This window comes from Puniceicoccus vermicola (assembly GCF_014230055.1).
GTDB lineage: Bacteria > Verrucomicrobiota > Verrucomicrobiia > Opitutales > Puniceicoccaceae > Puniceicoccus > Puniceicoccus vermicola.
Genome location: NZ_JACHVA010000118.1, coordinates 1 through 22,185 on the forward strand (window position 1 = coordinate 1; position 22,185 = coordinate 22,185).

Consider the following 22,185-nt stretch of genomic DNA (forward strand, 5'->3'; position numbering starts at 1 on the left):
AGCCCTGCGGATGGCCGTTGCCGCCGGGCGCGGGGTGCCGTTATGTTTTGGAGCATCGGAATCCGATGCGGAAGCTAACCCTCGGGCAAAGCGACAAAGGAGCGCGCAAGGGCGAAGCCCTGGAGGGAACATTGCCGCGACACCGGGGAGTCTCCGAATCGAAGACAACGGAGCCCCCCGAATCACCCCCTGCCTTCCCCGGCCCGGCCCCACTTCCGTCCGCAACTCGCACAACCCCACTTTATGTCAAAACCCGCCCCTTCCGAACGAAGCCTGCGAGTTCCAGGAAGGATAATGGCGGGATTGGACATAAAGTTGTTGTGCGAAAGACGCGGACCCTCCCCAATCCAAAGGGCCGGACGGGGAAGGCAGGGGGTGATTCGGGGGGCGGTCGAAACGCGCCGATTCGTATCCGTTGGCCGGGGACGCGGGAGTTCTCGGAGTGTGAGGGGAGGGATTTGTCGAAGATCAAGACTTGACGTGTTTCTGGTATCCCCTCCGTCTGGACGCCCCGAATCGCTAAACCTGCCAACCCATCGGGGGAAATAATGGCAAAAACTGCTTCTTCCAGCACCTACACATCTACCATCCTCAAGTCTGATGACCCAATATGGTTCTAACCCTGTAAAAGCACCTACTGCAATAGATCTTGGATGAGAAAATACGATTGAAATCGCTCCAAGAAAACCACGCCTTTCAAAAAAAACTACATCCGAATCCCGAATGAATACACTGCAAAAGGGTATCCACGACTTAATCAAATAGCCATTTCCCTTATCGAAGATCCTACACACCCAAAAATATCGACCAAGGTACACGGAAAACATAAAAGCTATCACTATCAGCCATACAAAAATTTCTAGTCTGAAAATCATAAAATCTATCTTTCTGATCTCATCAATGACCTTACAAAAGAAAATCAACCTACGATGTCTCAGTCACCGGTAGAATACACTTCTTCACTAGTATAATTATGGATATTCGCTCCCGCCGCCCAAACGCTGGGCATGAAAATACCGCCGGAAACACTGCGAATGCTACCATCATCACTTCTCCCGAACTCGAAAGAACCACTAAATGCACCGTAACCGACATTGCCTGAAGATATATTGTTAATGGTTTTAAACTCTCCCACTGACCGAGAATTCGAGATAAATGGACCGTCTAGCCCCGCGCCCGAATACGCTCCAAAATGAGCATCATTCTTATCTCCGACAACTCCCGGCATTCCAAGGTTTCCGCCGCCAGTGACAACTATATTTAGCCCGTCTTTCCCGAACATACCAACATACACTGTGATATCTCCGCTTGCCATCGGGGCGGGAGCAACTATGAGTGGAGATAATCCCGTTTCGACAGTAAAAGCTATTCCGGTCGAATGATAAAGAAACGGGCTCATATCGTTCATTTGAAAAGGACTCCCGGTAAAATTATCCCGAACACCCGACATTTCACCGGTTATATCATTGACCTCATCCGGGCGAAACCTGGCCATCCCCGTAGAAGAGGAAACTATATCTCGATACTCCGCTGGAACCCCGTTCCACTTCTTATCTTCCACACGTCGAGCAGAATCATCAAGCACATCTTTTGCTGAGTGAAAAACTGTTCCGTCGTCATGCTGATACTCGACTCCGTCTTCAGTTTCCTTGCGGGAGTAGTAGTGACCATTTACGTCATGGCCAACAAGATTTCCCTCATCGTCATAGCGATGTTGGACACTTAACCCCAGCGGATCGAAGAACGTCCACGGATTCTGAACGACGTAAGTATAAACATTTGGGCCGTCGATAAATCCAAGCGGATCGCGCGTGATAAAGGTGCCGGTATCCAAATCGCGGTAGCGGAAGCCTTCGTTGAGAAGACCCGTCGGATCTTCGTCTTTGGTATTGGCCTGTTGCGGATCGGGGTTGGTGCCCCACTCTTCCGAAGTCGGGGTGTCGCCGTGTTTGCCGAAGGCTTCGTAGGCAGCCTGGTAAGTCAAAGAACCGGAGGCGTCGGTGGCCGCGACCACGTCCCCTCGCGAGTTGTAGTGTTTGAAGGAAGGCGTGCCGGAACGTAAGCTGTAAAGGAGTCCACCAATCCCCCCACCGTAGTCGGAACCGCGGATATACTCGACATCGGGAGTCGCGCTGACGACGTCGATATGCTCCTGGACAGAAAGGCCGTGCGAGAAGGAGACGATGTGCAACTCCCGGCCTGTGATCGCACTTTCGTCGCGAACGACGCGGCGAGTGCGGTGGTCGTATTCATAATTGTAAGTTCCGGTGTCGCTATCTCCAGTCTGGTAAACGAGAGAAAGAAGGCGGTTCTCGTAGTCATAATGGTAAGTATCGATATTTCCGCCTTCAGTCCTAGTTCTACGGTTGCCGTTGGCATCGTAGGTATACGTCACCTCGCTCTGATCCGGCAGAATCGTGCGGACAAGCTGATTGCTGTTGCCTCCGCTGACGGCAGACCCGTCGCCGTATTCATACGTGGTCACCTCTTCAGGGTCGGACCCTTCCGTAAGACCCTTGCGTATGCGGTTGTTGGCGTCGTCGTAATCGTAGTCGGTGAGGGTGGTGATCCCACCGGAGAGAATCGTTTCCGTGTCGAGGCGATAGGTGTGATCGTAAGCATTGCGCACCTCGCGGTAGGTAAGCTGACCGCCCGGATAGGCCTCCTGGATTTCGCAGAGGTTCCCCACTCCGTCGTGAGCGTAGGTGTAGGAGGAGAAAGGATCCGTCGCCCCCGGGGCCGTCTTGGTCGAGGTTTTCTTGCGACCGAGAAGGTCGTAGACGCTCTCGACGGTGACTCCGTTCGCAAGTTCCTTGCGGGTGACGTTGCCGTCTTCGTCGTAAAAATATTCGGTCGCGCGACCGCCTTCAGTCATCGTCTTGAGGCGGTTCAGATCGTCGTAGGTGGAAATGATCTGACGGCTAGTGAGTCCGTAAGTGACCTCCAAGGTATTCCCCGCTTTATCGTACTTGTAACCGTGGGTCACTCCAGCCGAGGTTTCCTCCGTGACACGATTCAGGAAGTCGAATTCATTCACGACTTCACGGTGCGTGGCCGGGTCATACGGGTAGGAAATCGAGAGGATGTTGCCGTTATTATCGTATTCGTAATGACGATTATCGACGGAACGACCGACGTTCGAAACGTCTTCTAGACGATGAAGATCATCGTAGAAATAGTTGGTGACCTGCCCCTTCTCGTCGGTCCGAGAGGTCATGACGACCTCGTCGAAGTTCACCGTCTTCGTTCTCTGCAGCTCCGAGCCGAAATCCCAGATGGTCCGTGTGTTACGCCCCATGCCGTCGTAGCGGAAGGCGGTGAGAGCGCCCTCGCCGTCTTCGACGAGAATGCGGTTGCCCGCGTCGTCGTAGAGGTAGGAGACCACGATATCCCCAGGGGAGGGCGCACCCTCCGTGGTCGAGGGGTCGCCGTCGTCCGGGTTGGTCGCGGAGGCGGTCATCCGGTTCAGGGCATCGTAGAAATTTACGGTTCGGCTTCCGTTCGAGTCTGTGACGCGGACTGGGTTTCCATTCCCGTCATACTCGGTCTCGGTCTGCAGCACTTCTGAGGAAACGGTTCCCGTATCGGAATTAAAGACGGGCACAGCCGAGGTCGTGGCGAGATAGGGGCGATTGGCGTGATCGTAATCCGTCGTAGTCACCAACCCCAGCGGATCCTGCTTCAGGATAACGTTCCCCACCCCGTCGTAGGAAAATACGGTAACGGGGTTCTTGGATAGGCCGTCCTTGTCGAGAAAAGCCGGTGCCGTCTCGCTGATTTTGCGATTGCGGGCATCATGATTGTAGATCCAAACCTTGCCGCGCGGGTTGATGCTCTGATGAACATTGCCGGCATCGTCGTAGATCGTTTCCGTCATGGGTGAGGTAGCCGCCGAGACGAGGCCGGTGTCGGGGTCGGGCTGCCACACTTTGACCGGTCGGCCCGCCGCATCGTAGTCGCTCTCGGTGCGTGCGCCCCGCGGATCGATGGTCCTCCAGACGAGGCCGGTGCTGGAGTAAAGAGTTTCGGTCACGATTTGATCGGCACTGCCGACGGCATCGCGAGATTCGACCACCCTGCCCAAACCGTCGCGGAACGATTTTGAAACCTTGCCGATCGGATCCGTGATCGTGATTACCAGCGCTTCTTTCCCATTCAGAATGTTTCCGTATTCGGTTGTCGTCTCCGCAAATTGGCCGGGCTCGTATTCAATGCGATTCTCCACCTCACGATAGTCCGCATCGTAGAAGAAATCGCTGGTGAGAGTCCAAGTTCCCGAGATTCCCTGCACTGCGTCATGCTGGATGATTTGCGTGGGTTTGAAACCCTCGGAGTCGAAGGCACTGACACCCGGATTACGCTCCGTTTGGTAGAGATATTCGGTATGAGTCTTATCCGCATCCGAGTAGACCGAACTCCCAGACTCTACGCCATCCTCATCGGCGTCGCCGAGAGAGAAGTTGGAATAAGTGTGGCGCACCCGTTGGATTGCGTCGTAAAAATGCCGGGTGATGACATCCCGCGGGTCCTTCGTGCTCGTAAGAGAGTTGACCTGATTGTAGGTGAACTCGGTGACGAGGTCTTGGGCGGTTGCGGTGCCGCGGTTACCGATTTCCAAAATCTGCGGCTCTGAGATTGACGGAAGCGTTGGCAATCCTGAATCGTCCATGTCGCGAATCGTTTTCACGCGGCGGGACAATTCGTCGTATTCATGAAAAGTGTAACGACCCTCTTCGTCGACCTCACAGACGAGATTGCCTCTGGGGTCGTAAAGGCGACGCACCGATGTGACCTGAATACCGTTTGAGGTGCCCGCAGCCGGAAAATCGGTGCGGATCAAGCGATTTAGAGAATCGTAATAGAAGTTGGTCGTATAGCTCCGGGAATCTTCGACACTTTCCCGGTTGTTATTCTGGTCGTAAGTGTACTCGGTGGAAAGATCCAACCCACCTGGATCGACAATCTTCAGGAGAACTCTTCCGTATTCGTCGGGAACAAATTGGGTCACCAAATCCTCTTCCCAGGCCTTCCCGCTCCGGTTGGCAAAAGCCTCGGTTGCCTGGAAGGTCATGAAACCCGGAAAGGCAGGATTATCATAGGTGTAGCTTTCCCGGAGAAGAGGATTTGACTGACGGCCGGTAACGGTCTTATCGATCCGGCGCCCCAATGAATCAACCGTCCACTCCGTTGTTGTTCCGAAGACATCAACCACCTGCGACATCACTCGGTAATTTCCGTATTGATAGGTCTCGACACGACCCAACGCATCGGTCTTGCGAGTGGGGTCCGCCCAAGTCGTCATAAATGTCGGTTCCGATTCGAGCACCGGCACAATATGCTCGGGATCCAGCGCGTCCTCATAATCCCAAGTCGTGGTGTTCCCCGAAAAATCCGTCATGCTTCTCAGACTCAGACCGGAGGGCAGGTCGAAGACAAAAGACTCGGTCCCCAGCTCATCCGGATGGGTAATCGTCATCTCAGTGTAATAGACCATCCATTCGAGCGAGACCGCACTGCCGACCGAATCGTCGTCGACAACTTCCCCGTGAACTCCCTCGAAAGCGTAGGTGGTTTCGTTATCGAGAACATCGGTGACGACTGTGCCCGAAGTGGCTTCGAACTCGCGACCAAACTTAACCAGTGTATCCTCAGTTTTCGAGAAAGTGCTTGTGCCAATTCCACCCGGGAGAACCACCGAAGAAACGTGGCGGGGAAGACCGTATTGCTTCTTGTAAGAGCCGGATCCGCTGCCCCCCTGTGTCGGCCCGGAATTCAGGATAGCCGCTGCTGCATCGTAGATGTCGGCCGGCATTGCCGTGCGCGGAATCAGAATCCCTGTTATCCCTCCACCACCGGAATAATATTCCTTCGTGCGGTCAAAATCGTAATTGAAGGTATAGGTATTCGCGTTTTTGTCGGTTACCGTCTTCAGGTTGGCATGGTAGTGCCAAGTCGTACGCGAATCTGTATACTCCCGGTCAGAGGCGACTTCATAGGTATACGAGCGAGAGGTCCCATCTGGGAAGTGAACTTCATCAAGTGTCGGATATTCATAGGAGAGAGAGTCACTATCAACCGGATCACTCGTTGAACCGGAAATCGAATTCGTCAGGGTATAATCAAATGAAATGACATTTCCCCGGGGGTCAGCGATCGATTCAACTCGGCGAGCATCCTCACTTCGGTTGATATGAATATCCTGAAAATCACCGGAAGAATCTGTCCGATCCAAAATCCGAATTCTTTCTGGGATCAATGAGACTCCGGAAGTGCCGTAGTCATACTTAATCTGGTTTTCATAACGGTCTTTGGCCACATCAAGACGCCAGTAAGTGTGCCGGCGAACCTTATAGCTACCTCCGACTCGGTCCGTCGTATACATAAACCATGCATCCGACTTCAGGTATCTCACCTCCGTGCCAAATTTCTTGATCAGGGTGAATTCCTCGCCATCTTCGGAAATTTTGAGTTGGTTCAAGTAGGTTTTCCGATCGACCCGGGAAGACGGCCAAGGAAAGAATGTCTCCATGTCTGGGGTTCCGAAACGCTGGGAACGTCCGTTTTCATCGATGACATTGACCGTGGTGGGGTCGTCGGTGTTGTCCCCGAGGACCTCAACCACTTCCACGTAGGCACAGAGATTCGAGTTCCACCCCACCCCAAAGGGGAGCGTCAATTGTTCATGAGGACGCAATCCGGAACGGTTCGACCAACTGGTCTCACGAGAAGATGCGTTAACCTGTAAGACAAAGTCACTGGCACCGACAGGCACATAGACTAAAGAGGTATCGTGATGGAGAGAGAGATCGAACGCATCCACATAGGTTTCTTCTTCGGCGGAATCTGACTCGTCCTCCTCCTCAGGTTTTTCGTCGGAGAGCGGGCGGCCATTCAGTGCAACCTTACGGTAGCGAGGGCCAACCGCGTCTCCCCCGGAATAACTTTCGGAATAGCCGATCCCACCAATCGGAACCAAGTAGGCTTTCGATTGGGACCAGCCAAAGCTGTCGTCGACCGTTCCCAAAAGACCGTCCATATCGACAAGGACAAACCCGGTAGGATCAACAGTTGCGGTGTAATCGTAATCCGGCTCATCGGCATTGGTTCCTTCATGGTGTAGAGAAACCTCGTAATATCGGTCGCTGCGAAGGTTTAGATCGTAATCCGAAACGATTCCAAACCCATCGCTAGTAGCATGGAACTCTCCGATCTGAAGCCGCCACCGTTCCGAATGAGACCCCGAATGATCTCCGATTTCTCCTTCGATCGAGTATCGAGATGGACTCGCACCATAGCCGCCTCCGAGATCACCAATCGGTTCGGCATTGGCATCATCTAGATCCGGGCCGTAAAAATCTGAAGGGACGAACGGTTTTTCGCTATAGTCCCGTGGATTCGATCCCAGACCCATTTCTATTCCATCAGAGACTCCATCCCCGTCGGTATCCCAAAGATCCGGATTGGTGCCATAATTGGACTCCTCAAAGTCCGACAATCCATCTCCATCGAAATCGAGATGGATATTATTCTCGGGAACCAGTGGATCCAAATGAGCGCTATAATGTTCGAATCCATCGGGAAGGAGATCTCCGTCTGTATCGAAGTAATAGGGATCGGTGCCGATGGAAATTTCCAAGAGATCAATTAATCCGTCGTCGTCGGAATCCAGATATTCATTCAGATCGCCGGAGCCATGTACTGGCGAACTATTTGGATCCCTCGGGTCCGTCCCCGCTTGGTATTCCTCGCCATTCGAGAATCCATCGTTGTCGAAATCTCCGTTCCGACCTTTCGCGGTGTTGACGACCTTATCGTTATAGAAATCGAATCCGTTCTGATAGGCCCAAATTGCGGAAGGATTATCGGAAAATACATCAGATTGATCAAACGTGAAGGGAGACGTAATCCAACCAGCCCCTTCGACCTGACCGTTCGCACCACCGCTCCTGTAAAGCGTAGAGACGGCGTTGTGAGGAGAGAACAGGGACAATTTCCCGTCGTATACGGTGTACCAGCTCACACTGTAGTCTGGAGAGATCTTATCGTCAGAAACGACCCATCCTCGACCGGCATCTACCTGGTGATTGGGGATAAGTGATTCCGTTCTATAAGTGTAAGTGGTTGCGCCCACATAAGCTGGACCATAATATATCGTCTGCGAGGGGACAAAATAGTCCGGCTCCATCCTATTTACTCCAGTAATCCACCCCTTTCCGACTCGTTCTCCCCCCGAAGGAGAGTTAGAGAAAATAAGTTCGGTCGGTGAATCCAGTGGAGACGAATAAATATCCCGTGAAGGAATACTTAGATCAGCATGAATCGTATTCGTTCCTGTCACCCAGCCCTTGCCAACGGGCCAGAAGGGAAATTCCTGAGTTGTGAAAATAAAGACCTCATCGTGTGGAGCGCTCGATCCGAGAGCACTGTAATAGAGCTCTTGTGAGGCTACAGAATAATCAGGGACAAATTCTGACTCTGAAACAGCCCATCCGCGGCCAACGGGTTTTCGTGGAATTGATACTTCGATCAGTCTACCGAACCTATATCCGCCGCCTGGCTTAACTCCGTAGTAAACATCGTAAGAAGTCCCAGCCGGAGGATCTACATTTACAGGACTTGTGATGGGGCCGGAGGCAAGTGGCCGACTACCGGGGTTGTTCGGATCGGTATTATAGACAACTAGCTCCATCCGATCGTTAAATCCATCGCTATCGGAATCTTTGAGAAGAGGGTTGGTCCCGAATAGATCCACTTCGCTTCCGTCGAACAAACCATCACCGTCCGAATCCATAATGAGAGTCTGTGTTCCTACTTCGATTTCCCGTCCATCCGACAATCCATCATTGTCAGAATCGATATCCGTTGGATTCGTTCCATTTTGGAATTCGAGCAAATTACTGAGACCATCTCCATCTTTGTCCAAATCCCCATCGTCTACGCCTACATTTAGACCATGGAATATCTCCCATTCATCGGGCATTCCATCGGGTTCGGAATCAGACGTCGAGGTTGGGTCTGTCCCGTACTCATATTCAAGCCGGTTTGAGAGGGAATCCCCATCGTAATCATCTTCACCATTCTGAGAAAGGTCCCCGAAATGGAGAATTTCCCAAGAATCTCCCATGCCATCAAAGTCACGTTCGGCAGAAGGAAAGATCGCAATGCCATCAATCCAGGAATTTTCTTCGGAAGTCTCAATAAGACGGAGTTTTTTGAACTCAGCCGCTGGAGATGCAAATGCAACATCCTCAACTAAAACCGCCTCGTTCAGCCAAATTGAATACGTTTCTCCGGAATAATCCATTTCCATCGAGACCTTTTGCCATTTTTCGAAATCGATTGCCCCATGAGTTGATGGCGTCCAATTCTCTGTGCTGCCGTCATAATACGTTAAAATTCCGTCTTGATTGAAAAAGAAAGCCGAAGTCGTGTCGGAAGTGATCTCAGGACCATTCCCTGATATTCCTTGAGGCTTGAGGACCATTCGAACGGTAACAATATTCTCGAATGGAGCCATAAAGTGATTCTCCGCGACAACTGTTCCCTCTGCGGATCCCGCGAGCCCTAGACTTTGAGCACCTTCAAACGCCTCTTGCCTTCCTGGCACAGCGGTCCCAGTCCCAAGAGGAAGTACCCATTGATTCTGACCATCAAGGTTCGTTCCGTTTGGATACCTCTCAAAACCGTCAAAATAGGGAAGAACCGAGGCTTCCGGAGAGTTAGGATCCAGTTCTAAGCGATACTCTTCAACCGCAATCCAATGATCACCATCACTATCAAGATCCGCATCCGACGGATCATCCGGATCCAGTCCAAATTGCCGTTCCCACATGGAATCCATCCCGTCTCCGTCATCATCTAAGCCTAGCGGCTCCTCCGTCGAAATCGAAACGGCATCGATACCAATCTCGGAACCAGCAACCCCCGTTGCCTTAAACCGACTCAAGTATGGACTGTTCCAAGCGAATCCGTATTCGGAAGCAACTCTCACGTCGTCAACCCAGAGAGACCAACTCTGAGAACCATAGTCGAGACGGACCGTTATCCTTCTCCAAGAATCGGGATCGGCTTCCGATCCAACGGAGTGATAGACACCTCCGCCATCACCTTGCCCATCCAGAGCAAGGAATCGGCCATCTTCTCGCTGATAAAAGACGCCCGCACTACCCTTACTAATTTCTGGAACCTCACCGTCCGGGAACCACCCGAGCCTACCATTAAAATCGAGCCAAATGACGGACTCGCCTGAACCCGCGAAGTATTGAACTACACCGTCTGCATCATCGAAATTCTCAATTTGTAGACTTTTAAGCCCCTCTGGTGCGACTTCTTGGTCCGTTACCAAAAGCGAAGCTCCTCCTAAAGGCGTGTTGAAAGAGGTGAAAGGAACGAAACCTATGACATCGGACTCAAAGTTTTCAGAAAAAGGTAATGACGCAAGACCATCCCGGTCGGCAACTAAGGGATCGGTTCCTTCGGCAATTTCAATGCCATCGGGAATGCCGTCACCATCAGTGTCCGAAGACCCTGCCGAAAGCCCATTGAGATACTCTTCGATATTGGAAAGAGCGTCAAAATCCGGGTCATCATCGCGATCATCGATACTGGTCGAGAGCCCGTGAGAAGATTCGTAGTCATCATCGATTCCGTCTTGATCTTCGTCCTCGAACAGTGGGTTGACCCCGCCCGCATAAAAGTAATCGAAGAAAATATCTTTATCCAAATCTCCCCGCAGTTGGAAGGAGCTGAGGCTCGTTGCCGATAAATCGAGGAAAGTCAGGTCAGCGAGAACGAGGGAATTGTTCAAATACAAATCCCAAAGCCCAGCTGCATAATCGAGGCGGTAGGTAAAACGAATCCATTGATCAGCAGTTCCTTCAGTCGCGGAAACATCCCAACCTGTTTCAAGCCACTCTGCATCGCCCAAACCAGCACCATTAGCAGCCCAGACTTCTCCGACAACCCCATCCGATTCCCCTACCACTGCAGTCATCGCTACAGATCCGGGATTGGCAAAAGCCGGGAGACTTGCGGTCGGAGTAAATACTGGCTTGAGAAAAAAGTCGACGAACTGGATCGACGAAACGGCGGCTCCATTAAAAGATAGATCGAGAACTGCACCGGTTTGTCCCGGCAAGAGTAGAACGGATTGCGAACCAGAGAAGGAATCCAGCGTGGTGACCGACGCCGTTCCAGTTACAATGAACGGCAAGGGGAGGTCATCGACGAAATAGCCTTCCACCTCTTCAAAATCGACCTCATAGGGCAAGGATACTTGCGCATAAGAAGGGATGCTCGATAGAACAGCGAAACAAAAAAAAGCTCCGCCGAGGCGGAGAATATTTTCAACTGTTGAAACCTTCATGGATTGTCTCCAAAGGTTCATTTTTTCCAGAAGAAGAGTGTTTGCAGGATCGAAGATCGAGCCGCTTCCGGCATTTGCTTCCAAGACAGAAAGAGCGAGGAGATCACAACGAATGATCCAATTCCGGATATCTCAATAACCGTGCCAGCTGCGGTCTCACCGGCAGAGGCAATCAAAGGAGCAGAGAATAACAGAAAAATCAGGCGAGATGTCGCTTTCATCAGCAGTATAAGGGGAGGCCAAATGTTTAATTAGAGGAAATTATTCTCACCGTTTTGATCGATAAGAGAATTGAAAAGGAATCAAGAAAACTAGTCTGAAATCTGTCAATAGTTATACAGAGCATCGAAGAAGAATATCTCGCAATTGGGTAAATCCCCCACACCCCATACTCGAACTCCAAAAATATCAGCCTAACCTCACGCGATCTTCTTTTGCAGGTGAAGTTCGACGATTTTGCGTCCGGCCTACGAAATCTATAGTCCGGCCACGGGACGAAAAATCTGCGCCCAATTTTTCTCAAGTAGGTGACAGAACAATGTGACTTCCATTGCTTCAATCAATAAATCAATTCAATCACCAAACTGTGAATACCGCTCTTCCTTCAACCGAGTGTATTCATCCCACATTGCCCCTCCGTAGTCCTCCAGGTATTCCGCCGGAATCCCCGGAAACTCATAGCGTTCTTTTTTAAGGACTGAAAGAAACTCCTCCTTCGAATAGTTGAGATGCGGGCCGAACTCCTCGCACTCCCAAAATAAAGCTTTTCCGCGAAGCCTTCCGCCTTCAATCACTTCCTCTTTGGTCATGGGAGGCTCTTGGTCGCCGGAAACGGCAAGGACGAAGGCAATTCCAGAACCAACCAATAAAACCAGAAGCAACCCTAGCTGAATAAAAAATCGCCGACGCCACTTCTGAATTTCGATGGGATCAGCGGATATGGAGTTCGAAGTACTCATGGTTCAATTCATTCCTTGCGAAGCCAAATATTCAATTAGACTCAAGCGAATCAATTCCTGATCCGGATCCTCATAGGATTCTGATCGTAGCCACAAAATTGTATCTGCGGTTCCCGTTCGTTGAATCTGTCGGGCCGCCTCCTGGCGAACCGCTGGAAATTTGGATCCGAGCCAATCACGGTAATCCCTCCATCCGGCACTTGGATGGATCAAGTCGAACACTTTCAAGTATTGCAGATCGAGAGCGGCGGCTCGGGGGGAAGCTACGTAATGATTCTGAATGTCCTCCGCCGAAAAGGTTCGCAAGGCGACATCACTCCTCCCGCGACGTTGGAGAACGCCCCACCCTTCCACAACCACCGGAAGTAACCCGGGTTCCTCAGATGCGGTCGAGAGGGCATTCGAGAATGATACAAACCCTGTTTTCGAAAGACCCTCCGAACGGTTTAGAATCAGTTTGACGAGAAGAACCAAAGCGCTCCTTCTTTCCGCGCTCGATAATTGCTCGTCTTGGACCGTCCGAGACCATTCTTGTAAGAGGACTGGCGCAACTTCCGGCACCATTCCGAATCGATTGAAAACTATCTCGCGTGCCCGCAGTCGAGCGAGCGGGGATGGTGATTCGACAATGGATTCCTGGATAGCTTGAAGGGTTTCGTCGAAGTTCGCAGACCATATCTCGGAAGAAACGGCAGGGTGCCTTGAGAGGATACCCAGCCAATCAGTATTCTTGTCAGAATTTCCGGCCAGAAGATCTACCCGAACCGACTCACTGGCATCCTCCAGGGCTTCAACACTATGTTCTTCTTGGCGAGTCTGAATTGGGACAGGTCGAGATCGCCTCTCCTTTCCAAGGATTCTCCAACCGAGAAAGGCCACCAACAACACGTTGATTCCACAGATTGTCCAAACCAGCCATCGATTCATCGGCGTTGGGAAAAAGGAAAGTTGCTCGAAATGGCAATCGAAAAGGATGCGTTCGCAGAGCAAACGCCTTCTCAACGAACGATCAAAAAGACCTTCGACTCGCCCACGACATTTTCCTCCTCATCGAGAAACTCGACCGTAATCGACGACTTCATTCGCCTCGCATTCGCTTTTGGCTGAAGCAAGAGAACGTCAACACCCACCTCATCTTCCTCGGATCTCGAGACCTCGAACGGCAGTTCCTTATCCGGCTCAGCAATACGCCACGAAAACCCCGGCTGAGACTCGATCCGCACCGGTTTCGCCTCAAAATCTTCTCCAACACGCCAGAGAATCATCCGCGGTTGAACCGAGCCCGCCTGCGGGACGTCTGTGCGAAACGAAAGGCTGGTTCGAGATTCTGTCTCTTCACCGACCACGCGGGTGCGCACCTGAAGCACCTTTCGCTGGGGCCCGGTACGATCGCCAATGGTGAAAATGGCACTCAATGTTCCTTCTTCTTCAGGCTCGTATATTTTTTTCGTGAGTTCCGGCACGGTGCAGCCACAACTGGAAGTAACCGCAACGATCTCTACCGCTTCGGACCCTAAGTTCTGAAAACGAAACTCGGCGGTCAGCTTCTCCGCCCCGACCGGACATTCCAAGACCAGTGATTTCGACTCCCACTCCAACTCCCCATCAGCGTGGACAGAGCAAACCAGGCGAAAGGACAAAAGGCTGAGGAAAGTCAATTTTCGGAGCATACTCGGTAGAGGTAATGGAGGGGAATGACGCGAATGTCACTAGTTTAAGGGTTTTAGCGGGGAAATTTTGATATTCACGACTTTTGAAGAGGAACCCCTCCACCGTCTGGCGACGGTCCCCCTCCCCTGTAGCAGGGGAGGAGTCTTTCTGTAATTTCCTGACTCCCCTCCTACGAGTAGGAGAGGGGGGACCCCCGACTATGTCGGGGGTGGGGAGGTTCCCATTCCATACAACCTCTTAACTAGTGCCATTCGGGAATGACGCTGGCAATTAGATTTTCACCTGTCCTCCTCACGAGAAAACCCAGAATGAGCAATCTTCCAGAGCCATGCGGCCAGCAGCGCCAACACGAGATCGCGAATCAAGAGAAATGGATAATTGGCCGAACCCTCGCTCACCTTCCCGAAACAACCACAAGTGAGATCGATTCCCCGAACCCAAGCGACCCCAATCAAAACCGTAAATGCCACCAAAAGAAGCGTCGAAGCGGCAGCAGCGACAAGCCGATAGCGCGGGATCCAGAGGGCTACGGCGAGAATGACCTCCAAAGCAGGAATCCAATAGGTCGCTACACCAGCGGGAAGACCGGACAGCACTCGAAACGAAAGGACGGCCGAGAGGAAGTCGTTCGGATCCAGGAGCTTAACGATTCCTGCGTAGGCCAGAACGCCGGAAAGAAGAACTCGGCAGAAATATTCGCCAAATCTCTTCACCAATCCTCCTGTTCTTTCAAAACGCTCCACCCGCCTCGTAGGAAGAAAATCTTTTCGATCAGCAATTCCTTACGCAACCTTTCAGCGACCGCTTGACTCGAGCCGCAGGCTTGATCGTCGCAATAAACTACGACCCGCCTACCCGGTTCCCAAACCTCGACAAATTGTTCCAGACCGTCTTCCCACGCATCCTCATTTAGATGAACCGCATCCTCAACATGGTCGCTTTCGTAATCGTTCGCGGATCGAGCGTCGAGCCAGAGAATCTCGGAAAACCCGGGGCTTGACCGCAATTCCGAGAGTGTCACTTGGTAAGGGTCACTCGACAGAGGTTGAAGAAAATACCCAACTCCAGCGACCAGACCGGAGATCAACAAAAGCTCCAGAAACCTCATGAGACTCTTTGTTCCTCCGATCACTCGCTAGCTCCAAGATGCTTTATCTTCATCGATTTTTTCTTCCGCCAAAGTCATGAGAGAAAACACATGACCGCTGAAACGGCGTCTCAAGATTCAATAGGCCTCCGACTCATCGCATAATCCTAGACTTGCTGCTCCGCCACCCACAAGACCGAACTACTTCGAGGATGATTAAGGGAAGGTTTTGGAGGTCAGAAATTCATCTGGATTTCGACGAAACTGCCGAAGCGCTATGTCCATGCCGTAGATCCAATTGGCTCACACTGGAAAATAGCAGAGTAAAGTACCCGCTCAGCTTTAGCTGCGCGGCCTTGCTGGACGGAGAGGCTACTGAGAAACCTAAGCGAAAACGACGCGGGATGGGGGCAGCTGAAGCTACTCCCCTACTTTGGCGAAATCTTACTCGGTGAACTTCGCTTCGGGCAGCTCGTAGTTCACCTTGAGACTCAGGAGGTAGGCGACGAGGGTCTTGGCGTCTTCAGTTGGGACGACTTCGTAGCCGGGGCCGGGTGCGTATCCGGTGTCCTCGGATACGGGGATGGCGTCTGGAGACGGCTTTCCGTCGATCTTGCGCACTTCGTATAGGTAGGCGAAAGGAGGCATGATGGACCCAGGAGAGGTGATCTGCGGATTGTAAAGGTGCTGGTGATGCCAAGTGGCTGTCAATCCGCGTCCGCCGACGTCGGCTAGATCCGGACCGGTACGCATCGTTCCGAGAAGGACGCGGTCTTGGAGGATATAATCCCGGGGGACGGTCTGTCTTGGGCCCCAACCGCGCTCAAAGTCGGCCCCGAAGCCTTGTGGTCGGACCTGCTGGGAGTGGCAATACATGCAGCCTTCGCGGATGTATACCCGCTTACCCTGTTCGGCAATCCCCGAGGGGGTCCGTGGATACAGGGTTTCACCCGGAGTGGGAACACCTTCTTCGTTCTCGGTCGCCGTGGTCGGCGTCAATCCGCCGTACTGGATCTGCGAGGAAAGGATCAATCCGGACCAGGAAAAGGCCACGGTGAAAAAGATGCCCAGGAAAAGGAGTGGAAGATTCTTCATCGGATCGTCTTCTTCAATTTTAGGCGGTCGCCTTTTTGGCGAAGGTTACCTTCGGCTCAGCTACTTTCGGCCCGAGAAGAATCCAGGCAACGTTGATCGCAAAAGCGCAATGCCCAATCGTCATGAGGATACCAGCGACGGACCGGGACATAAGCCAGGGAACCATGTATTGAACAATTTCCAGGAAGGGAATTTCCGGGTTGTTCATCATCATCCCCTGCATCCAGCCTCCGATCGAGAGTCCGACAATGTAGATTCCGACACCGAGTCCGCAGGTCCAAAAGTGAATGCGGATCAACGTCGCAGACGGCCATTCCCGTTGAATGAGGCGTGGAACCATAAAGTAAATGGAACCAAACATCACCATGGTGAAGAACGCGTACGCACCGTGGTGGGCGTGGGCAACGGTGAAGTGCGTAAAGTGGGTGACGACGTTGACTTCCGGAATGGCCATCATTGAGCCAAGAAGACTGACGGCGGTGTAGGAAACCGCCCCGAAGACAATAAACCGTAAGGTCGGACTGTTCCAGACCTGCCGAAAACATCCCGTCACCGTCATATGGTGATTCACCGCGACGACGACCACCGGAATGACCATTCCGATACTACCGACGATCCCGGCCGTCTGGAGCCAAAGGGGAATCGGGCCACCGATCAGGTGGTGAACCCCTGCCCAGTTGTAGAACAAGGCGAGTGACCAGAACCCGAGAATCGAAAGGTAATAGCTGTGGATCGGACGGCCCAGAATTTTGGGGATCAAGTAGTAAACCGCGCCCAAACCCACGGGAGTATACCAGAGACCCAGAACGTTATGGGCGAACCACCAATTGGTGATCGCTTGCACGGTTCCACGGGCCGGAGCAAAAAAGATGAGCATCTGCGCCACGGTGTAGATCCACGGAAACCAGAAGAGCGCCCCGAGAATGTACCACTGGGAGACGTAGACGTGCTCCCCCTTCCGATGATGAAAGGCAAGAATACCCCAGACCCCGATCAACGCGTATGACAGGGCAAGAACCGGAGTAATGTAAGTTGGGATTTCCAACCACTCAACCGACGTCATGTCGCCAAAGAGGATGCCTCGGACGCCGATCAAGACACCGATGTTCCACATAGCTCCGGCAATGATCAGGAGACCACCGTGACGGACGGGAGCCCGGCAGAGGCGTGCCATGATCCAGAGACCCACCGCAAACACGGCATTGTTGGCCCAACCGTAGGTCATGGCGTTCAGGTGGGCAGAACGAACACGGCCGAAGGTCAACTCCGGGATCGAGGCGAGGAAATCGGGATTGTGGAGTTTAAAGGAAGCCGCAAACCCCAGAAGGGATCCGATCAAAAGCCAGGCGACTCCACAGCAGACGAAAAATACGCCGCCGACTTTCATCGACGAGTCAATTACACTGAGGGCGACCCGCTCATCCGCCGAACGATTGCCGTAAATGCCCTTGGTTTCGGCAGCCGGCTTAGGAGGCTCAATGGTGACAGATTCGGTTGACATTCAAATGGACTATTTTTTTGGCGATTTTTTCGCCGAGGCTTTCTTGCCGGGAAAGGAGTCAATGACCTCCCCTTCCGGCTCTTCTTCTGTAAAAATGGATTTCGCGCTATTCTCGAAGTTGTCCAGCTGACCGTTCTTCGCCGCCCAAAAAAGGGCATACACCGCCGAGGCAAAAAGCGCGGCGGCGAGAACCAAGACGGCAATAATCAGCAGGTTGTTCCACTCGAGCATACTATTCGGATTCCTTCTCGGAGGAAGATGTCCGGTACTGCTCGACCGTCAATCTCATAGCCTCCTCGACTGGGATCCGGTAGATCCCCTCATTCGGATTCACCACTCCGTAGGAGTCGATGACCTCCGCACTGGCATTGCGAATCTCTTGGAGGTTCTGCAGGCGAGTCTCGGCCAGGACCTCGGAGATGGGCTCCGGCCGGTACGGTAGATAGGCCAGCCAGAGAATTAAGAGGAAGAGGAGGATGAACCCCACCCCGCCGATGACGGACAGGGTACGATTTCCCCAGGAAGTTTCGATTTCAGAATCACTCATGGCAGTGAATAGACTCGTCGATCCGCGGGTCGCGCAGCGGAATTGGACTGTTTTCGGAGAGGCTCTTGCGATAGGCCCAGAGGACAATTCCACCGAGGCCGACGATCATGGACAGATCCCAGAAGGTGATCGAGAACTGACGCACTTCGTAATTCAGGATGTTGTCAGCCGGGGCAATCTTCGTAGGCAAGATGTTGAAGTAGAGGTCTACCAAGTGGAAAACCAAAATCCAACTCGCCACAAAGAGGATTAGCTTCACCTTCACCTTGGTCTTGTAGAAGAGAAGGAAAAGGAATGGCAGGAGGAAGTGGCAGAAGATCAGGCAGAGGCCGATCCACCACCAGGAGTTGGTCGCTCCGTCCGCGTTCACGTGACGAATCTTGTACCAGAAGGTTTCTTCCGGAATATTCGCTTGGTAGATTAGGAAATACTGCGAGAAGCTGATGTAGGCCCAGAAGACGGTAAACGCCAGCGCCATGCACCCGAGGAGGTAGTTGTGGGATTCGTTATGAATGCCCTTCAGATCTCCCCGACTCGACTGGAAAAAGAGAATGATGAGGAGGACGGCGATCGCGGAGCGCATGCATCCGGCGAAGAACCAAACCCCATACATGGTCGAGAACCAGTGGTACTCCAAGCTCATGAACCAGTTGATCGCACCGAAGGTAGCGGACAAGGCGCAGACGAAGATCCCGGCCGCGGCCAGTTTCCGCATTGCGTGAACATGACGCGCATCACCGTCACGATCCAACCCAAAGGAGTGCTTCCGCATCATCGAAGCGAAAAAGAGGAACGCTCCAAAGAAGATGAAGGCCTGCAGGGTAAACGAGAACCGGTTCAAGAAAGCCGACTTCGACTCATAGAGAACGTCTTGCGCCACCGTGTGCCCGGAAGGAAGCATGTGGTCAGGGTTCATCCACTTCCAGAGGATGCCGGGGTCTGAATAGAACCAGGTAATCATCAGGAGCGGGAGGAAGATAATCGCGACCCATTTAAGCCCCCCTAAAAGGTGCTCCAACTGCCGACGGGCAATGACGGACCAACCTGCATCAAAAAGATGAAAAAGCAGGACCATGAAGAGCGACCCGAGAAGGATCGAAAGCCAGAAAGCCACGCCGATCAGCCAGCTCAACACTGGGCGGGCGTCGTGATTGACGAGACCGAGAATCAACCCGATCAAGGCGAGGCCCATTCCGGCCAACCCGATTACCAGGAAGACCATCTGAAGCGGCCACTTGCTGCCCTCTCCGGCCATCGTGCCGGAATATGTCTTGGTGGTTGCCTCACTCATAGTCCCAACTCCTTTCTTTTGTCAGCAGGAACATCTTCGATTGAGGCGCTCTGAGAGAGCTGCAGTGCACGAACATAAAGAATAATGGCCCAACGTTCTTCGGGCGTTATTTTCTCACCGTAGCCAAACATGGTATTTTTCCCGTTGGTGATGGTGTTAAAAATCTGGCCCGCAGGCATTTCGTGATAATTCTGCTGCAGGAGGTTGGCCGGAATCACCCCGTATTTCGAAGTGATGCCCTTGCCGTTTCCAACAGCACCGTGGCAGACCTTGCAGAAAATATCATATTTCTGACGTCCCAGTTCCATCGTCGCATTATCGACGTCGATCGGAAACTCAGTGGCCCAAGATCCATCCTCGTTCTTCCCTTCGTAGAAAACGGTCGAGTCGGAAAAGTCTTCAGCGAAATCGGCGCTGAAGGTCTCTTTGACCTCCCAGCCCTGGCCGCGAATCACGGCACCCGCTGGCTTCGGACGGTCGTTCATGCGATCTTGGAAATAATGGTTGGTCGCCTGCGGCTTGTACCGCGGCTGATTATCCATGTCCGGAAAAATCATCCAAGGAGTCTTTTCACTCTTATCCCCACGGAATCCGAGGATGGCGACGACCGCGATGACAACGGCGATATAAATGGCGAAAAAGTAACGCATCGTGATCAGTCCTCCGCCTTAATGATGTTGATGTCCTCGCCACCGGCTTCTGTCAGGACCGATCGCACCTTCTCTTCATCGAAGGTGGGATCCGTCGACTCGATGACGATCATAAAACTGTCGTCGGAGGTTTTCAAAAACGGTTCGTAGTCGAAAAGCGGGTGGTGATGCCGCGGAAGACGGTTCAGAATAAACATGCCCCCGAGGGTTCCGAAGGCCGCGAGCAAAATGGTCAATTCGTAAAAGATCGGAAACGGGAAGACCGGACTGAAGTACGGTTTTCCGCCCACGATCAGTGGGTAATTGAAATTCATGTAGGAGACGATCGAGAGCCCCGTAAGAAATCCAGTCATCCCCCCGAGGAAGGTGAAAATAGGCACCTTCGAGCGCTTTAGGCCCATGGCGTGGTGGATGCCGTGGATCGGGAAAGGTGTGTAAGAATCCCAGCGGGTATAACCGGCATCCCTCACCTTTTCACAGGCGTGGTAAACATCGGGTGCGGTCCGGAAGGTCGCCGCGATGCCAAAGATGTTTTTATCTTTAACGGACATCAATGAGCTCCTTTCGGGTTACGATTCTGCGGATGGTCATGATTGTGAGGATCGGCCTGAGGCAAGCTGAGCGCCTTCACTTCGGAGAAGGCAATCAACGGAAGGAACCGAAGGAAGAGAAGGAAGAGAACGGAGAAGACTCCGAAAGTTCCAAAGAAGGTGAAGATATCGACGATCGTCGGTGAGTAGTATCCCCAGGAGCTGGGAAGGAAGTCGTTTGCGAGCGAAGAGACGGTGATCACGAAACGCTCAAACCACATTCCCACGTTCACAAAGATCGAGATGATCCAGACCAGCCCAATGTTCTGGCGGATCTTCTTGAACCAGAAGAGCTGCGGGCAGATCACATTGCAGGAGACCATGATCCAGTAGGCCCAGGCATACTGGCCGAACGCACGGTTGATGAAAGCGAATCCTTCATACGGGTTGGCTCCATACCAAGCGATGAAGAACTCCATCATGTAGGCGTAGCCGACCATGCTCCCGGTGGCCAAGACGATCTTACACATCGCATCGATGTGATATTGGTTCACCAGGTCGTGAAGCCCATAGACCGCCCGGAGCGGGAGAATCAGGGTCAGGACCATTCCGAACCCGGAGAAAATCGCCCCCGCCACAAAGTAAGGTGGGAAAATGGTCGTGTGCCACCCGGGGAGAACCGAAGCCGCAAAGTCGAAGGACACGATGGTGTGCACGGACAACACAAGCGGAGTGGAGATCCCTGCCAAGAGCAGGTAGGCCATTTCGTAATTGTGCCAGTGACGGCTGGAATTACGCCAGCCCATGGCGAGCACTCCGTAGAACACCCTTCGCCACGTCGCCTTGGCCCGGTCACGAAGAGTCCCCAAATCGGGAATCATCCCCATGTACCAGAAAAGGATGGAGACCGTTCCGTAGGTCGAGACCGCGAAAACGTCCCACTCCAGCGGACTGCGGAAGTTTGGCCAAATCCAGTTGGCATTCGGCAGCGGGAAGAGCCACCACGCAAACCAGACACGACCTACGTGGAAGAGCGGGAAAATCCCCGCGCAGACCACCGCGAAGATGGTCATCGCCTCCGCCGTTCGGTTAATCGAGGTCCGCCAGCGCTGCTTCAGAAGACAGAGAACGGCGGAAATCAGAGTTCCGGCGTGGCCAATACCAATCCAGAACACGAAGTTGACGATGGCCCAACCCCAATTGATTGGGTTGGCGAGGCCCCAAACCCCTACCCCGGTCGATACGAGGTAGATGAGTCCCATTAAGGTGAAACTGGCCATGCCTCCGGCAATGGCGAAGGAGATCCACCACCAGGTGGGGGTCTTGCCTTCGACGATTCCGCAGACCTTCTCCGTTACCCAATTGTAACTGCGATCATTGAGAACCAGGGGCCGACGAGGGAGTTCGATCGGCTTTACCTTGTTCAGGACGGCCGGCCGTGGCGTGTTATCGGATGCTTCCGCTAAAGTTGGCATGTCGGGTCAAATAC

General features: G+C 52.7%; 15 protein-coding genes and 1 pseudogene. 1 reads left to right on the forward strand and 15 read right to left on the reverse strand.

What is annotated here, in order from left to right; translation table 11 throughout:
* A pseudogene (locus tag H5P30_RS21905) lies at positions 1 to 479 on the forward strand (hypothetical protein); the annotation flags it as partial.
* A gap of 455 nt (positions 480 to 934) precedes the next feature.
* Here the strand turns inward: H5P30_RS21905 and H5P30_RS14965 are convergent.
* The 15 genes from H5P30_RS14965 to nrfD form a co-directional block, all read right to left on the reverse strand.
* Entirely contained in the window at positions 935 to 11,365 is a 10,431-nt protein-coding gene (locus H5P30_RS14965) for an RHS repeat protein (RefSeq protein WP_185693724.1), read from the reverse strand.
* Between the two features lie 17 nt (positions 11,366 to 11,382).
* On the reverse strand, positions 11,383 to 11,586 hold the full coding sequence (locus H5P30_RS14970) for a hypothetical protein (protein WP_185693725.1): 204 nt from the start codon (positions 11,584 to 11,586) through the stop codon (positions 11,383 to 11,385).
* A 351-nt stretch (positions 11,587 to 11,937) separates the two neighbouring features.
* Positions 11,938 to 12,324 carry a hypothetical protein gene (locus H5P30_RS14975; protein WP_185693726.1) on the reverse strand — a complete coding sequence of 129 codons (387 nt, stop codon included), beginning with the start codon at positions 12,322 to 12,324 and terminating at the stop codon, positions 11,938 to 11,940.
* 3 nt (positions 12,325 to 12,327) lie between these two features.
* Complete coding sequence (locus tag H5P30_RS14980) at positions 12,328 to 13,251, reverse strand: hypothetical protein (RefSeq protein WP_185693727.1); 924 nt, start codon at positions 13,249 to 13,251, stop codon at positions 12,328 to 12,330.
* A gap of 71 nt (positions 13,252 to 13,322) precedes the next feature.
* Positions 13,323 to 13,994, reverse strand: a complete 672-nt coding sequence (locus H5P30_RS14985) for a DUF1573 domain-containing protein (protein ID WP_185693728.1) — start codon at positions 13,992 to 13,994, stop codon at positions 13,323 to 13,325.
* A 279-nt stretch (positions 13,995 to 14,273) separates the two neighbouring features.
* Positions 14,274 to 14,708, reverse strand: a complete 435-nt coding sequence (locus H5P30_RS14990) for a MauE/DoxX family redox-associated membrane protein (RefSeq protein ID WP_185693729.1) — start codon at positions 14,706 to 14,708, stop codon at positions 14,274 to 14,276.
* Positions 14,705 to 15,103: a rhodanese-like domain-containing protein gene (locus tag H5P30_RS14995; protein ID WP_185693730.1), complete on the reverse strand. Its 399-nt coding sequence runs from the start codon at positions 15,101 to 15,103 to the stop codon at positions 14,705 to 14,707. Before H5P30_RS14995 ends, H5P30_RS14990 begins: the two co-directional genes overlap by 4 nt.
* A gap of 423 nt (positions 15,104 to 15,526) precedes the next feature.
* Entirely contained in the window at positions 15,527 to 16,177 is a 651-nt protein-coding gene (locus H5P30_RS15000) for a cbb3-type cytochrome c oxidase subunit II (RefSeq protein WP_185693731.1), read from the reverse strand.
* A gap of 19 nt (positions 16,178 to 16,196) precedes the next feature.
* A complete protein-coding gene (locus H5P30_RS15005) occupies positions 16,197 to 17,678 on the reverse strand; it encodes a cbb3-type cytochrome c oxidase subunit I (protein ID WP_185693732.1) in 1,482 nt (493 codons plus the stop codon).
* Between the two features lie 9 nt (positions 17,679 to 17,687).
* Positions 17,688 to 17,909, reverse strand: a complete 222-nt coding sequence (locus tag H5P30_RS15010; protein WP_185693733.1) for a cbb3-type cytochrome oxidase assembly protein — start codon at positions 17,907 to 17,909, stop codon at positions 17,688 to 17,690.
* Between the two features lies 1 nt (position 17,910).
* A complete protein-coding gene (locus tag H5P30_RS15015) occupies positions 17,911 to 18,225 on the reverse strand; it encodes a hypothetical protein (protein ID WP_185693734.1) in 315 nt (104 codons plus the stop codon).
* Positions 18,218 to 19,516, reverse strand: coding sequence for a hypothetical protein (locus H5P30_RS15020; RefSeq protein WP_185693735.1), 1,299 nt, complete (start codon positions 19,514 to 19,516; stop codon positions 18,218 to 18,220). The genes H5P30_RS15015 and H5P30_RS15020 overlap by 8 nt, the downstream gene beginning before the upstream one ends.
* Positions 19,513 to 20,166, reverse strand: a complete 654-nt coding sequence (locus H5P30_RS15025; RefSeq protein WP_185693736.1) for a c-type cytochrome — start codon at positions 20,164 to 20,166, stop codon at positions 19,513 to 19,515. The genes H5P30_RS15020 and H5P30_RS15025 overlap by 4 nt, the downstream gene beginning before the upstream one ends.
* A gap of 5 nt (positions 20,167 to 20,171) precedes the next feature.
* Entirely contained in the window at positions 20,172 to 20,717 is a 546-nt protein-coding gene (locus H5P30_RS15030; protein WP_185693737.1) for a DUF3341 domain-containing protein, read from the reverse strand.
* Positions 20,717 to 22,171, reverse strand: coding sequence for an NrfD/PsrC family molybdoenzyme membrane anchor subunit (nrfD, locus tag H5P30_RS15035; protein WP_185693738.1), 1,455 nt, complete (start codon positions 22,169 to 22,171; stop codon positions 20,717 to 20,719). The genes H5P30_RS15030 and nrfD overlap by 1 nt, the downstream gene beginning before the upstream one ends.
* Positions 22,172 to 22,185: the final 14 nt, after the last annotated feature.

What these genes read in the sequence shown, in the direction of transcription:
- H5P30_RS14965 (WP_185693724.1), bottom strand. Translation starts at nt 11,365, where the DNA reads ATGAAGGTTTCAACAGTTGAAAATATTCTCCGCCTCGGCGGAGCTTTT.
- H5P30_RS15010 (WP_185693733.1), bottom strand. Translation starts at nt 17,909, where the DNA reads ATGCTCGAGTGGAACAACCTGCTGATTATTGCCGTCTTGGTTCTCGCC.
- H5P30_RS15030 (WP_185693737.1), bottom strand. Translation starts at nt 20,717, where the DNA reads ATGTCCGTTAAAGATAAAAACATCTTTGGCATCGCGGCGACCTTCCGG.
- H5P30_RS15005 (WP_185693732.1), bottom strand. Translation starts at nt 17,678, where the DNA reads ATGTCAACCGAATCTGTCACCATTGAGCCTCCTAAGCCGGCTGCCGAA.
- H5P30_RS15025 (WP_185693736.1), bottom strand. Translation starts at nt 20,166, where the DNA reads ATGCGTTACTTTTTCGCCATTTATATCGCCGTTGTCATCGCGGTCGTC.
- H5P30_RS15000 (WP_185693731.1), bottom strand. Translation starts at nt 16,177, where the DNA reads ATGAAGAATCTTCCACTCCTTTTCCTGGGCATCTTTTTCACCGTGGCC.
- H5P30_RS15015 (WP_185693734.1), bottom strand. Translation starts at nt 18,225, where the DNA reads ATGAGTGATTCTGAAATCGAAACTTCCTGGGGAAATCGTACCCTGTCC.
- H5P30_RS14970 (WP_185693725.1), bottom strand. Translation starts at nt 11,586, where the DNA reads ATGAAAGCGACATCTCGCCTGATTTTTCTGTTATTCTCTGCTCCTTTG.
- H5P30_RS14980 (WP_185693727.1), bottom strand. Translation starts at nt 13,251, where the DNA reads ATGAATCGATGGCTGGTTTGGACAATCTGTGGAATCAACGTGTTGTTG.
- H5P30_RS14995 (WP_185693730.1), bottom strand. Translation starts at nt 15,103, where the DNA reads ATGAGGTTTCTGGAGCTTTTGTTGATCTCCGGTCTGGTCGCTGGAGTT.
- H5P30_RS14985 (WP_185693728.1), bottom strand. Translation starts at nt 13,994, where the DNA reads ATGCTCCGAAAATTGACTTTCCTCAGCCTTTTGTCCTTTCGCCTGGTT.
- H5P30_RS14975 (WP_185693726.1), bottom strand. Translation starts at nt 12,324, where the DNA reads ATGAGTACTTCGAACTCCATATCCGCTGATCCCATCGAAATTCAGAAG.
- nrfD (WP_185693738.1), bottom strand. Translation starts at nt 22,171, where the DNA reads ATGCCAACTTTAGCGGAAGCATCCGATAACACGCCACGGCCGGCCGTC.
- H5P30_RS15020 (WP_185693735.1), bottom strand. Translation starts at nt 19,516, where the DNA reads ATGAGTGAGGCAACCACCAAGACATATTCCGGCACGATGGCCGGAGAG.